16 protein-coding genes are annotated in these 13,592 nt (G+C 54.2%); 7 read left to right on the forward strand and 9 right to left on the reverse strand.

The window, feature by feature from the left end; translation table 11 throughout:
• The first annotated feature begins 29 nt into the window (after positions 1-29).
• The 4 genes from Q1B46_RS20490 (at position 30) to Q1B46_RS20505 (ending at position 4,660) form a co-directional block, all read left to right on the forward strand.
• Positions 30-1,079: a glycine betaine/L-proline ABC transporter ATP-binding protein gene (locus Q1B46_RS20490; protein ID WP_299951428.1), complete on the forward strand. Its 1,050-nt coding sequence runs from the start codon at positions 30-32 to the stop codon at positions 1,077-1,079.
• Positions 1,076-2,635, forward strand: coding sequence for a proline/glycine betaine ABC transporter permease (locus tag Q1B46_RS20495; RefSeq protein WP_299951431.1), 1,560 nt, complete (start codon positions 1,076-1,078; stop codon positions 2,633-2,635). The genes Q1B46_RS20490 and Q1B46_RS20495 overlap by 4 nt, the downstream gene beginning before the upstream one ends.
• A gap of 64 nt (positions 2,636-2,699) precedes the next feature.
• Positions 2,700-3,689, forward strand: coding sequence for an arginase family protein (locus tag Q1B46_RS20500; protein WP_299951434.1), 990 nt, complete (start codon positions 2,700-2,702; stop codon positions 3,687-3,689).
• Positions 3,686-4,660, forward strand: a complete 975-nt coding sequence (locus Q1B46_RS20505; protein ID WP_299951437.1) for an agmatinase — start codon at positions 3,686-3,688, stop codon at positions 4,658-4,660. The genes Q1B46_RS20500 and Q1B46_RS20505 overlap by 4 nt, the downstream gene beginning before the upstream one ends.
• Before the next feature lie 213 nt (positions 4,661-4,873).
• Here Q1B46_RS20505 and Q1B46_RS20510 read toward each other — a convergent pair whose 3' ends face one another.
• Genes Q1B46_RS20510 through Q1B46_RS20520 form a run of 3 tightly spaced genes read right to left on the reverse strand, consistent with a single transcriptional unit; the run spans position 4,874 to position 6,249 of the window.
• Entirely contained in the window at positions 4,874-5,512 is a 639-nt protein-coding gene (locus Q1B46_RS20510) for an alpha/beta hydrolase (RefSeq protein WP_299951440.1), read from the reverse strand.
• Entirely contained in the window at positions 5,506-5,853 is a 348-nt protein-coding gene (locus tag Q1B46_RS20515) for a hypothetical protein (RefSeq protein WP_299951443.1), read from the reverse strand. The genes Q1B46_RS20510 and Q1B46_RS20515 overlap by 7 nt, the downstream gene beginning before the upstream one ends.
• Before the next feature lie 33 nt (positions 5,854-5,886).
• Positions 5,887-6,249, reverse strand: coding sequence for a YMGG-like glycine zipper-containing protein (locus Q1B46_RS20520; RefSeq protein ID WP_299951446.1), 363 nt, complete (start codon positions 6,247-6,249; stop codon positions 5,887-5,889).
• A 140-nt stretch (positions 6,250-6,389) separates the two neighbouring features.
• Between Q1B46_RS20520 and Q1B46_RS20525 the strand changes: the two genes are divergently transcribed.
• The 3 genes from Q1B46_RS20525 to Q1B46_RS20535 are packed head-to-tail and all read left to right on the forward strand — an operon-like array spanning position 6,390 to position 7,347.
• Positions 6,390-6,899: a hypothetical protein gene (locus tag Q1B46_RS20525; RefSeq protein ID WP_299951449.1), complete on the forward strand. Its 510-nt coding sequence runs from the start codon at positions 6,390-6,392 to the stop codon at positions 6,897-6,899.
• A gap of 9 nt (positions 6,900-6,908) precedes the next feature.
• Positions 6,909-7,118 (forward strand): helix-turn-helix transcriptional regulator, encoded by a 210-nt coding sequence (locus Q1B46_RS20530; RefSeq protein ID WP_299951452.1) that lies wholly within the window; start codon positions 6,909-6,911, stop codon positions 7,116-7,118.
• Positions 7,119-7,131: 13 nt separating this feature from the next.
• Positions 7,132-7,347 (forward strand): hypothetical protein, encoded by a 216-nt coding sequence (locus tag Q1B46_RS20535; protein ID WP_299951455.1) that lies wholly within the window; start codon positions 7,132-7,134, stop codon positions 7,345-7,347.
• A gap of 57 nt (positions 7,348-7,404) precedes the next feature.
• Here the strand turns inward: Q1B46_RS20535 and Q1B46_RS20540 are convergent, their stop codons facing one another.
• The 6 genes from Q1B46_RS20540 to Q1B46_RS20565 all read right to left on the reverse strand — a co-directional run bounded on the left by Q1B46_RS20540 (position 7,405) and on the right by Q1B46_RS20565 (position 13,586).
• The gene (locus Q1B46_RS20540) at positions 7,405-7,818 is read right to left on the reverse strand and encodes a heme-binding protein (protein WP_299951458.1); all 414 of its coding nucleotides are present in this window, start codon (positions 7,816-7,818) and stop codon (positions 7,405-7,407) included.
• Between the two features lie 261 nt (positions 7,819-8,079).
• A complete protein-coding gene (locus Q1B46_RS20545; protein WP_299951461.1) occupies positions 8,080-9,018 on the reverse strand; it encodes an ABC transporter permease in 939 nt (312 codons plus the stop codon).
• Positions 9,019-10,089 (reverse strand): ABC transporter permease, encoded by a 1,071-nt coding sequence (locus tag Q1B46_RS20550; RefSeq protein ID WP_299951464.1) that lies wholly within the window; start codon positions 10,087-10,089, stop codon positions 9,019-9,021. It lies immediately after the preceding gene.
• 1 nt (position 10,090) lies between these two features.
• Entirely contained in the window at positions 10,091-11,611 is a 1,521-nt protein-coding gene (locus Q1B46_RS20555) for an ABC transporter ATP-binding protein (protein ID WP_299951467.1), read from the reverse strand.
• A 223-nt stretch (positions 11,612-11,834) separates the two neighbouring features.
• Complete coding sequence (locus Q1B46_RS20560; protein WP_299951471.1) at positions 11,835-12,650, reverse strand: glycine betaine ABC transporter substrate-binding protein; 816 nt, start codon at positions 12,648-12,650, stop codon at positions 11,835-11,837.
• A gap of 27 nt (positions 12,651-12,677) precedes the next feature.
• Positions 12,678-13,586, reverse strand: coding sequence for an ABC transporter permease (locus Q1B46_RS20565; protein ID WP_299951474.1), 909 nt, complete (start codon positions 13,584-13,586; stop codon positions 12,678-12,680).
• Between the last annotated feature and the right edge of the window lie 6 nt (positions 13,587-13,592).

The following is a 13,592-nucleotide window of genomic DNA, read 5'->3' on the forward strand; positions in this document are numbered from 1 at the left end:
AAAATTGCGGGTCAGGCTCGGAGCGTGAAATGACAGAAGACGTAATCACTCTGGAAGGTGTCTGGAAAATATTCGGCGCCAACGCGGATGCGGCCATGACCGCAGTGCGCGATCGGGGTCTGACCAAACCCGAGGTTTTGAAGGAATTCAATTGCATGGTCGGGATCGCGGATGTCTCGTTCTCGGTCAAACGGGGTGAAATTTTTTGCGTCATGGGCCTTTCGGGGTCTGGTAAATCGACCATGGTGCGCCATCTGAATCGGCTGATTGAACCCACAGCGGGCAAGATCAACGTGATGGGCAACGACATGTTAAACCTGTCTGACAGCGAGTTGCGCGAGATGCGCGCCCGCAATATCGGCATGGTGTTTCAGCATATGGCGTTACTGCCCCACCGAACTGTGCGGGACAATGTAGGGTTCCCACTGCAAGTACGTGGCGAGCCGAAATCGCGGCGCTGGGAGGTGTCGCAACGCTGTTTGGAACGGGTCAACCTGACCGGCTATGAAGATCGATTTCCAAGCGAGCTATCTGGTGGCATGCAGCAACGGGTCGGATTGGCACGGGCGCTGGCTTCGGACCCGGACGTGTTGCTGATGGATGAGCCGTTCTCGGCGCTTGATCCACTGATCCGACGGCAGTTACAGGATCAGTTCATGGCGCTGTCGGCCGAACTGCACAAAACCACGGTCTTCATTACCCACGATCTGGACGAAGCGATCCGTATCGGCAACCGCATCGCCATCATGAAGGACGGTCGGATCGTGCAGATTGGCACACCGGAAGAGATCGTGACCCAGCCCGCCGACGGCTATGTGCGCGATTTCGTGGATGGTATTTCCAAACTGAAGCTCGTCTTCGCGCACTCGATCATGGTGCCGATCGACGAATACAAACCCTCACGCCCTATCAACTTTGACGAAAGCCCGCGCACCCATCACGGTACGGATCTGGATCACTTGATCGACATCGCCATCACAACTGACAACGTGATCATCATCACTGATGACGACGGTTCTGATATTGGCGTTGTCGATCGCGCGACCCTGCTTAAGGGTATTCAGGGGGGCAAGGCATGAAGGATTCAACGATGGAATCTGATACCCACGGCGTCACCCATTTCGCTGTTGAAAACAGCGCTTATTACGAACGCGAATTTGCCCGCATCCAAGGCAAGACCGGTTTTACGTGGTCCTGGAATACGATGGCGGCCTTGTTCGGTCCGATCTGGGGCGCGGCCCGTGGAGTGTGGGGTTTTTTCTGGATCTTTCTGGTCCTCGAACTGTTCGCATTGGTGCAGATCGGACGCGGCCTTTGGGGGCAATTGGGTGCGGACCAATTGGAACGCTATGAACGGCTGACCACGAACATCTCCAAACGCGAAGTACAAGCTGCCGAGTTGACTGCCGCAGGTGACGCGACGGGTGCAGCTGCCAAGCTTAAGATTGCAGACAATCTGCGCGCCGCAGCCGAAAAGGCGTTACAAGCTGCCAACGAGGCCTCGACTGAGGCCACCGGCATCTTGGTGACCGGGCTGGTGCTGATGGTGCTGTTCAAGTTGGCCGAGGGGCTTTATGCGAACTACGCCTACGAAGCCCAATATCTGCGCTGGCGCGCAACGCAGAACGAACAGACGGGGATAAAACGGTCCGGCATTGTATTCGGCCTAATTGGGCTATTTGCGATCTGGCCGCTGACCCTGATCCGCTTTACGGTCGCCAACCCGAACGAATTTGTCGCCGGACTCACCGGTGGGCTGCTGGGTGGAAAAATCTCGATCACCGAGTTCCCAGTTGGGCGGGAGTATTTTGCCTATCTTTCAAAAAAAGGAGATGCGGGATTTGACTGGCTGGCCAACAATTTCGGCGATGTGTTTGACGGGGTAACCGCCGTCATCCGTTGGGTGCTGGACGGGCTTGAGATTCTGCTGATCGAGACACCTTGGCCTGTGGTCATGTTTGTAACAGTTGTGCTTGCCTTGCGGCTTGCCGGCCCGCGCGTGGCGATTTTCACCGCCGCTTCGCTGGCTTATCTGGCCTTCATGGGATTGTGGGAGCTGTCGATGATCACCGTAGCGCTGATCGGTGCGGGGGCGTTTCTGTGCGTTCTGATCGGCATCCCGCTGGGTATCTGGTTCGGAAAATCCAAGCGTGCGTACGCCTTCGCCGAACCGGTACTAGATTTCATGCAGACCATGCCAGCCTTTGTATATCTGATCCCGATCATTGCCTTCTTTGGCACAGGCAAGCCGCCGGGTGTGCTGGCCACTCTTGTATTTGCCATGCCGCCGGTTATCCGCCTGACCGCGCTTGGCATGCGTGGCGTACCTGAAAGCACCAAAGAGGCCGCTATCGCTTTTGGCTGCTCAAAACGGCAATTGCTGTTCAATGTTGAGCTGCCGCTGGCACTGCCGTCGATCATGACAGGTATCAATCAGACCATCCTGATGTCTTTGTCGATGGTCGTGATCGCCTCGCTGATTGGCGCCGAGGGGCTGGGCGCGCTGATCCTTGAAGCACTGCAATACGCAGCCAAAGGACAGGGCCTGTTGGGCGGACTTGCCATCCTGTTCTGCGCTATGGTCATCGACCGGATCGCGCAAGGTGTCTATCGCCGGAGAGTGGGCGCAAAGTAACAACACACCTAATCTGCCCCAGCGATGATCTTTCATTGGGGCGCTTTTTATTCTGGTGCGACATATGACCAACGAATATCAAAAATCCATGATGGATAATCTGTATTGGTGGGGCATCCCGACCTTGTTCCGGTGCCCCAATGAAGGACCGGAAGGTCAGGATATCGCCCTTGTCGGCGTACCGCACTCTGCCGGGAACGGCACCACCGAAAGGGATCAGCACCTGGGCCCACGCGCGCTGCGCAATGTTTCATCGGTGTCGAGACGGGTACATGGAGAGTTCCAACTGGACCCGTGGGCGGCCGCCAAGATTGCCGATGTCGGCGACGTCCCCTTCCCCCGTGCCAACGACAACGAAGCATGCATCGAACAGATCACCCGATTTTACACAGATATCGACGCGGCAGGCGCACGGCCCATTTCAGTCGGCGGAGATCATTCGATCACCGGAGGCATTGTACAGGCGCTCGGATGCGGGCGAATTACCAAAGGCGAGCCGGTCTGCTTTCTGCATCTAGACGCGCACACGGATGTATTCACAAAGGTCGATCACTTTCTGGGGGCGAAGAAATCTGCGGCCCATTGGGGGGCATATCTGGCTGATCAGGGTAAAGTCGATCCATCTCATTCCATGCAGATCGGGCTGCGCGGCCACGCCCGCACGCTGGACTGGCTGCAACCCTCCTATGACTACGGCTACAACGTAGTCACAATGAAAGATTTCAGGAAGCGCGGGATCGAAGATGTGGTGGCCCAGATCAAAGAGGTCTTGTCTGGACGCCCGGTCTATATCACTTTCGATTTGGACTGCCTGGATCCAACCATTGCACCAGCAGTTTCGAACTTGGAACCTGGCGAGAAGGGTTTCGATATCGACGAAGCCGTGGCGCTGCTGCGTGCGGCGCGCGGGATGAATATCATAGGTGGTGATATCGTCTGCATGATGCCGACCAAGGACAGCCCCAATCAGATCACGGCTCTGACGGCTTCGGCTATCATGTTTGAGATGATCTCGATGGTGGCGGAGAACGTAAAAGCGGGGAGTACGCAATGAACAGCGCGGACAAGGATTTTTTTCAACCCGTTTCAGCAATGGAACTTGCCCGCTTCGCCGGTGTGCCAACATTTATGCGATTGCCGAGCCTGACCCCAGATCATCCACGTTATGGCGATGTGCAGATGGGGCTGGTGGGGGTTCCGTGGGATGGAGGCACCACCAACCGGCCCGGTGCGCGCCATGGCCCGCGCCAGCTGCGTGATTATTCAACCATGATCCGGGCAATGAACCCCGCATCGGGCATCAATCCATTCACAACAGTCAATTGCGCGGATCTGGGCGATGTCCCTCCGAACCCGGTGGATATCCACGACAGCCTGGATCGAGTCGCGCGGTTCTATTCGGACATGAAGGCGCAGGGCATCACTCCCATGACCGCAGGTGGCGACCATCTGATCACTTTGCCGATCTTGCGTGCCTTGGCCTCGGACGGCACCGTGGGTCTGATCCAGTTCGACAGCCATACCGACTTGTTTGACACCTATTTCGGCGGTCACAAATTTACCCACGGAACCCCTTTCCGCCGAGCCATCGAAGAGGGGTTGGTTGATCCACATCGGTTCGTTCAGGTCGGAATCCGTGGGACCGCTTACAACACCGAAGATATCGACTGGGGCATTGATCAGGGTGTGCGGATCATCCGTATCGAAGAAATGTTCGAACGCGGCATTCCCCACGTGATGGCTGAAGTGCGCGAAATTGTAGGGCACAAGGCAACCTACTGCACCTTCGATATCGACTTTGTTGACCCCACTTTTGCCCCCGGCACCGGTACCCCGGAAATCGGCGGACCAAATAGTTTTCAGGCGCAACAGGTGATCCGCGAACTAAGCGGCGTGAACCTGATCGGAGCTGACCTTGTCGAAGTGGCCCCGCCCTTTGACACGTCTGGCGGAACGGCATGGCTGGGAATTTCATTGGTCTTCGAACTGATGTGTGTCCTGTCAAAGGCCATTGCGGAACGGTAACAGGCGCACTCCCGCAGCGATCTGCTTTTGATTTCCAACTATTGTTGTCTCGCACAGCGTCCATGACAGTGCTGCCAGATCGCACATCGCGTAATATGCTCCGCGATAAACGGACCGAGATGGAACTTTTCGGCAGCGATTCATTGAGTGTGGCATCGAATAGTTCGGTGCCACACTCAAGAGAGGTAAAGAAGTCGTTCCGCTAATACGGTATTATAGCCTCAGATCACAGCGGCGTTGACGTTGCTGCGGGGTTTCTCTCAGAGTGTCGCGCACTGGTACTGTCGACAGATTGAAGCGGTTGATCTCTTCAGGTGACATCCAGTGGGCCTCATCTGGGCCGGCTGCATTAAGCGTGAACCAATAGAAATCCTCGTCTATGCCCATCTCTCTATAGAAGGCCAGATACAGCTCATGCTCTGGATCATCTCTGGACAGTTCCGAACCGACTATGATGTCGCTGATAATGAAACCTGCAGACCAAGTGTGTACACCGATACACGCCCCAGGTTCGATAATGCGCCGGGCACCCATGACCACCATATCCGTTCCGCCTGACGCCACCAAGCCGTCGGACGGCACCCGAGTTGTTAGATGGTTCGATCGAATAAAGCGGCTGAGCTCTACCAGCGACGCCTCGTCATCGACCGACCCCGGGATATGTTGAAGAATAATGGTATCCAGCTGTGGATTCCTGCTAACTGCGTTTTGCAGGTTTTCAGTGGTTGTGTCATCAATCAGACCCACCACGCTTATTCCATCTGCACTCGCCGTGAACTCGGTCTCCGGGTACGGAATGCAGGCTGCCAGAGTGACCAGCGCTGCGAGCAGTGGAATCTTGAATTTTAGCATTTTATTTCTCCGATCAAATTCAATCCAAAAACCTTGGACAACAACTGGTTGTGGACGAAGGCGAACAGCAGGCCGATCACGGCCCCAAACGGCAAGTTGATCATCAGTTCAAACAGCAAAATCAGCAGGAAACCGGTGCTGTTGTCGATGAATTGTTCAAGATAGGGGTGGTCCGCCAGAACACCGATTACAATGCCGCCACCCATTCCCAACAGCTGCAACAACACTGCACTTGCGGCAAACAAGCTGTAGAATATGGAAAAGCATACCGCCGCACGTCCGTAGTGCATCTTGTTTGCGGCTTTGGCTTTTCTTTGCCCGTATTGTTCAAATCGGTTCATGAACTGGTCCTTTCGTACAGGTCAGTTCAGGCATCAGCCAATCACTTGGTGCCCACGATTCTGCATGCAACGGATCAGCACATCGCGCTGTTCTTCTTCCAGGTCCACGCTGCCCTCAAGGCCACCAAGCGCGCCACCAATAGCGGCACCAACAATCGCGCCTTCCAGATCATCTTCGAGCGCACCAAAGGTGGCGCCGATCGCAGCCCCAATCAGGGCTTCGTTACCAGCAGACCCATCGTCATAATTCAGCGCAAGATTGGTGCAGTGACGACGATCCGCCGCAAAGGCCGCGGTTTTCGGCCCATCCACAACCAGACTCCGTTCAACCGGACTTTCAGCACATGCAACAACCAGAAGCAGCGGGGCGCACAGGGCGAGGTTTCTTGTTTTCATCTTTTGTTACTCCTTACGATGCGACTCATCTAGGATAAAGTTTTCATAATGTAAATAAGTTTTTATGTTTTAGTTAAAAGTTTGCAACTTTAATAATGATAGTTTATTGTTTGGAAAAGTACCCAACAGAGCGAAAAACAATGAAAATTCTTGTCGCCATAGCCATGCTAACCGTCATCCTTGCATCCGGTTTCGAAGCATTAATTCTGGCCTTTGATACAATGATTGGAAACTACGAGGAGCTTTGGTGGTTCCTATCCATAGAGGTCAGCCCGGAACATAAACCCGGTTACATTGCCTGGCCCACAGCGTTGGTTGGACTGGCAACCTGGCTGTGTATCATTCTGGCCTTCTGGCCCCTTCACCAACTCATTTGGTCAAAGAAAGAACTCAGCTTTCAGTTCGTGGGTTCAAGATTGAAACGCAGCGCCTACGGCTGCCTTGGGTTCTGGCTGGGCAGCACGATTTTGTTTACGGTCATACCCTTGATTGTGATCTGGGGATGGGATGCCACGGTCATTGATGATACCGTTCTTGTTCCGATTGGGTTCGAAACCGTCTTTCTCATCATTTCACTAATCTTCGTGACAGTCGGTCGAACGCTAGAGCGCGCCGAAGTCATTGAAGATGAAATCAATCACATTTTATAGGCGAGTATCATGACGATTTTGGTAAATCTCGACCTCGAACTGGTGAAACGGAAGATGACGTCCAGAGAACTGGCGCAAGCCATCGGACTGTCAGAGACAAATCTGAGTCTTATCAAGTCAGGCAAGGTGAAAGGTATCCGTTTCGGAACGCTTGAAGCGATTTGCAAATATCTGGACTGTCAGCCGGGTGACATCCTTAGTTATGAGCCTGACGATTAAGGACATGCGTGAAATGGAACAGAATAAATATCAGCAAAAACAGAGACTCAAAGCTCAGATCGATCAAATTCTGGTCCGCTATTCTGATGACTATGAAAATCTGGCACAACAGTCGGAAGCGCTGGATGGTGAAAGCGCGTCACTTAAGTCCGCATACAAGTCTCTCGACGGCGAAACCGGGCTGAATGATCTGTACGAAAAGCTCGCAAGGCTTGAACAGAATTCGTAAGCGCAATCGCAAAGTAAGAGAAAGCCGCCGACGGTGGCTTTCTCAAGTTCTCAAAAGTTAGCTTCCGACAGCGTTTGCCGCCGCCATCGCACAGGCAGCGTCATTGTCGGGGCTGTTGCCAGCCACCCCGATCCCGCCAATAATCGTGCCCGCCTCGCTTGTTGCAGGAGCCCCTCCGGCTATGGTCAGCAACCCCGGGAATGCACGGAACTCGGGTTTGTCGGCGACAAAGCCCTCAATGTTCTGCGTAGGCATACCCCAGGCCAACGCGGAAGAGGCCTTTAGGTTTGCACCGGCATAGGACGCACTCAAAGCTTCCGTCATCCGGGCAGACGCGATCGCGTTATCGCCGCGGTCCACCACAACAATCGATACATTCCATCCGTTTTCGGTTGCCATCGAAATGCAGGCGTCCACGCCCGCCGCAGCTTGTTCGTAGGTCAAAATATCCCGCGTTTCTGCATTCGCCATCACGGCGCAAAATCCCATTGCGAGAGAGCTCAAAGCAATTTTTTTCATTGTTCACCTTTGTTCAAGAGTCTTCCGTCAGCACTTGGCAGACGGAAGCAAGGCTATCGCCCTACGTGACCTTTGCGTAAAGTGGAAAATGATTGGCTTTGAAACTATGGCTGAGAACCGCTTATATGTTGTTTTTCATACATTTCTGTCCTAACGACACGCGCTCTGCCGGATCAGAGCGCGTAGAGAGAAAAACCAGACATACAGGTCTTCTTAGCGTTGCTCGCGAATATAGGCCGTGCCAACCGACGCAGGTGCGCGCGTTTTGCCAACAAGGAAGATCAAAGCCGCCAAGGATGCAACATAGGGCAGGATCAGGAACAGCTGATAAGGCACATCAGGATTGCTGAACTGAAGCTTGAACTGAACCGCATCGAAAAACCCAAACAACAACGCAGCTGCGATTGCACCTGCCGGAGACCACCGCCCGAGGATGATCGCTGCAAGCGCGATAAAGCCCTTCCCTGCACTCATCCCTTCGGTGAAGACATATACTTGTGACAGAACCAAATGCATCCCACCCAACGCCGCCAAAGCACCGCTGATGGCCAGCGCGACATATTTCATCCGGAACACCCGCACGCCAGCGACATCCGCTGCACGTGGGTTTTCCCCTACGGCGCGGAAATCAAGGCCCGCATTCGACCGGAACAGCCACCACCAGCTTAGGCCACCCACTACAACCAGCAGATAGAACAAGGGATCTTGCATGAAGAACGCACTGCCGATCACCGGCAAGCTGCTTAAGCCCGGGATTTCCATGGTCGAAAACCCTTCGACCCGGGCCCCACCTGCCATGTCTCCGAAGACAAGTCGCGCCCCAAAGGCCGTCAATCCGGCCACAAGAATGTTGACGGCAAGACCAGCAACCAGCTGATTGACGCGCAATTTGATGACCAAACCGCCCAGCAATAGCCCCGTCAGCATACCGCAGATCAGTCCACAGATCAGACCGGCGAAGACGCTTCCAGTGATAAACACACCCGAAGCTGCACCAAGGGCACCGGACAGCATCCCACCTTCCAAGGCGACGTTGTAGGTGCCGCTGCGTTCTGCAAAAACCCCACCGAGGGCGGCAAATGCAATCGGCGTGCCCAGTCTGACGCTTGAGGCCAGAACATCCGAGATCAAGGCTGCATCAAAACCGAACATTTACACGCCTCCTGCGTTTTTATTTCTCTGCGGCAACAGACGTTTCAACCAACCTGAATCTGCTGTGGGTTTGCGCACAACCAAGGCGGCCGCGACACAGATGACGATGATCCCTTCGATCGCCTCAACGACGGACCCCTCAACCCCGATAGAGCGTTGCATTGTCCCCGCGCCAGCAGAAAGCCCAGCAAGAAAGAAAGCAGCGACAGGGGCAACAATCGGATTGAGCGCAGCCAGGAACGCAACCACAATGCCGTCGTATCCGTAACCGTCACTGAACAAGTGGAACAGCCGATACTTCAGCCCGGCAACCTCGATTGCGCCAGCCAAACCGGCAAGCGCGCCGCCAACAATCATCGACATCATAATGTTACGCTTTGCGTTGACGCCCGCATAGGTCGCTGCCCGCGCATTGCGCCCGACAAGGTCCAAGCGAAAACCTGACGGTGTCGACCGGATCCAGAAGTATAGCAAGACTGCCGCCAGCACCCCGATCAAAATACCAAGATGTGCGTCAGAGCGCGGCATCAAGATCGGAAGCTTGAACTGATCCGCAATCTCTTCGGAATATGGATATGGGGCACCTTCAGCCATCAAAGGCCCTGACACCGCATAGCTGACGATGTGGATTGCGACGAAGTTCATCAGCAAAGTGACGATCACTTCGTTCGTACCCTTATAGGCCCGCAGGTAAGCCGGGAATGCCGCCCACAGACCGCCACCAACGGCAGCAGCGCCGAAAATCGCGATCAGGCCAAGAACACCGGGCGTATCCGGAATGTTCAAAGCGACCACGGCTCCGAACAACCCACCCATGTAAATCTGGCCCTCCCCACCAATATTGAAGACACCTGCGCGCAGCGGCAGGATCACGGCCAGCCCGGCCAGCAACATCGGGGATGCTTTTACAAGGGTGTTGGAAAGCCCCCAATAGTCGAGAAAGGATTCATTGAGCAAGGCAGCATAGGCGGCAAGGGGATTATGCCCGTCGATTACGATCAGCACGCCCCCAAGGCACAGTGCGATCACGATGGATAGCAAAACGCGAACCTGAATTTGACTTGCGCTCATGTCACTCTCCCTTGCTCGCTGTCATTAACATGCCAATCTCTTGCGAGGATGTTGTCGTGGGATCAACGACCCCGGAAATTCTGCCAAACGCGATAACTGCCACGCGATCCGACACCTCCAGAACATGTTCCAGTTCCGTAGAAATATAGAGAACCGCGACACCGCGCCGGGATGCTTCAAGTATCTTTTGCTGGACAAAACGGGTGGCTCCGACGTCCAGACCCTTGGTGGGCTGCACAACGACCAACAGCCGCGACGCCGTTTCGATTTCCCGCCCCAGAACAACCTTTTGCTGGTTACCGCCTGACAGGGCTGACGCAGGAAGAGACGGATCGCCCGGGCGTATATCGTATTCGGCGACAAGATCATCGGCATAAGACGTGATTGCCCGTCGGTTCACAAAGCCGCCGTTTTTGAACTTTGGGTCCTGAATGGTGCGAATTGCAGTGTTCTCTGCCACGCTGAGCGACAGAACCAAGCCCTCGGCATGGCGATCTTCCGGAACAAACCCTATGCCCGTCTCGATGCGTTCAGAAATCGTTTGGCTGGTAATGTCCGTGCCATCAAGAACGATCACACCTTCCGTTATCTCCAGAATACCGCAGATCGCCTCGGACAGTTCACGTTGTCCGTTGCCATCAATCCCGGCCACACCCAGGATTTCGCCCTTCGAGATTTCAAGGTTAATGTCATCAAGGAGGCGCACGCCGTTTTCCGTAACGACCGAAACACTCGATAGTGCAAGCGCCGTTTCGTTGCTTATGGATCTGCCAGGCTCTTTCAGAACTTTCTGTGACAGGTCCGCCCCGGTGTCGCCGCTGCCCATCATCAGTGACGACATTTGGTGAGTTTCCGTTTCGGACACCACCAGATCCCCTTCAATCCGGCCATGGCGCATAATGAGCACCCTGTCGGCGGCTTGAACGATCTCTTCCAGCTTGTGTGTGATCAGAAGAACAGTAAGGCCCTTTGCCACCATAACCCGGATTTCATCCAGAAAAGGCTGAACCTCGGTTGGGGCCAAAACGCTTGTGGGCTCATCAAGAATAAGAATGGAAACATTGCGATACAGCGCCTTGATGATTTCAACCCGCTGCTTCATGCCCACCGGCATGTCCTCTACTTTCGCGGAAAAATCGACATCAAACCCAAAATCAGAGCAAATGCCGTGTACGTCCCGCAGGGCACGCTGTGTACGTTTCGCCGCCGGCAACCCAATCTGGATATTTTCCAACGCAGTCATGTTTTCGACCAGGCTGAAATGCTGGTGGATCATGCCAATGCCATTGTCCAGCGCAACAGATGGGTTGGTCAGCTCGCATGGCGTCCCGTCCAACGCAACCTGGCCCTGATCCGGCTGATACAGACCCATCAGGACACTTGCCAGACTGGTCTTGCCGGCACCGTTTTCCCCAAGGATCGCGATGCATTCACCGCGATTGGCTTCGAAGGTAACTTTGTTCAGAGCCTGAACCGCCCCGAACGATTTTGAAACCTCTGCGACACTCAATACAGCAGCCAATACGCCCTCCCCTGCAACTTGGCTGCAACATGCTGCGAGTCCATATTACGATCAAATGAGATAACCTCAGGGTTAAGATGAATTGAGGTGTTTCGCGCGCACGCGCCAACCCTAAAAACCTGACGCGCCATCAAGCGCGTCAGGTGATACCGAATGTGAACGCTTACGGAAAACGTGCATTCATCATCTTGTCAAACTTCAGGTAGACCCATTAACTTTCGGGCTACACTCCATTCAGCCAATGCCGCAATTTTTCCGGATTTTTGCTGAGCCAATGTTGGGCGGCGCCTTCGGCGGTCATGCCATCAACATTCACAAAATAGTCCATCTCGGTAATCGCATCGACCCCGATGGAAATGCGTTTGATGGTTTCAATTGTCTCGTTAGGCGCAGTTGCAACAAAATCATTGTGTGCGGTGATCCGGCCCGTATCAATGCCGCCCATGCACAGGCTGGGTTCGTCAATCTTGCGAAGTTTGTACTTCTTGTTCAAGAACTGAGGCTGCCACAAAGGACAAACGAACCAATCGCCAGCGTCATAGGCATCCGAGATACTGGCGATCCATTCCGCATCTGTTCCGGGCTCGACATGATAGCCATGTTTGTCCAGCCCATACTCTGCAATCACGTTCTTGGATCGCTGTGTCACACCGGTCGCTTCTCCGATCCCCCGAACAAGCAGCCTCATCTTCTCTTTTACTTCGGGTTTTTTTAGGTCCTCAACAGATGACACCAGATCTTCGGGGATGTAGTCGGGAACCGCCCAGAAGGATTCACCGCCCTCGAAGCCGGTTCCAAGTGGTGTTATGACGTCTTTGTATTTTTCCCAGAAAACACTGTGCGAGTAGGGAATCCAAGTCGCCACGAACACGTCAATTTTCCCGTCACCCAATTCTGGATAAACGTCCTGATGGGGCCCTTGACGTAGCTCGATCTCGTGCCCTTTCTGGACAAGGACCTCTTTCACAAGCGCGGCCTGCACTGCATAGAAACTCAGGTTGAGTTGGCCGAGCGTGATCTTTTGTTTCTCTGTATTCATTGACTACTCCGGTGTCTTTCTAAGTCGTTATTTCGCGATGCCCTGCAACCGTTCCGACCGCCGCCTCAGCAACTCTGCCACTGTCAAAAGTGCGATTGAGAAAAGAACGAGGATCGTCGCAACAGCCAGAATCGTAGGGCTGATTTGCTCTCGGATACCTGACCACATTTGCCGAGGAACGGTGCGTTGTTCGAGATCACCAAGAAACAGCATCACCACGACGTCATCGAACGAAGTTACAAAGGCGAAAAGCCCCCCTGAAATCATGCCCGGCAGGATGAGCGGCATGATAACCTTGTGAAAGGCTGTCCAGGGTGTGGCGCCAAGGCTTAGCGCCGCGCGGGTCAGATTATGATCAAAGCCCGATAGTGTTGCCGTTACGGTGATGACCACAAAGGGCACACCCAAAGTGGCATGGGCCACGATCACCCCTACATAAGTCTTTGCAATTCCGATGGTTGCGTAGAAAAAGTACATCCCGGTTGCAGTTACAATGATCGGCACGATCATGGGCGAGATCAGGAACCCGGTAATTGCTGCGCGAAAAGGCATCTCGGGCTTGCTCAGACCAAGTGCCGCCAGTGTCCCGAGGGCCGTCGCGATCAGTGCAGAGAATATGCCAATAAAGAAGCTGTTCTTGATGGCACGGATCCACTGGGCATTTTCCCACATATCCTTCCACCAACCCTCGGCATAAGACGCATCCGGATTGACCATCCCGAGATTGACAATGTTCTCGTACCAACGTGTCGAGTACGCTTCAGGCTCAAATGCCAACATACCTGGTGTGAACGAGAAGTAGGGTTCGACGTTGAACGACAGCGGGGCAACGATCAGCAGCGGCGCGATCAAAAAGACAAAGATAAGCCCGCAGATCCCTCGGAAAGAATAGTGCCATGCCCGCTGCAACGCAGTTTTGTACGGAGGAAGTGCCATCGTCGA

Source organism: uncultured Ruegeria sp. (assembly GCF_947500045.1).
Lineage (GTDB): Bacteria > Pseudomonadota > Alphaproteobacteria > Rhodobacterales > Rhodobacteraceae > Ruegeria.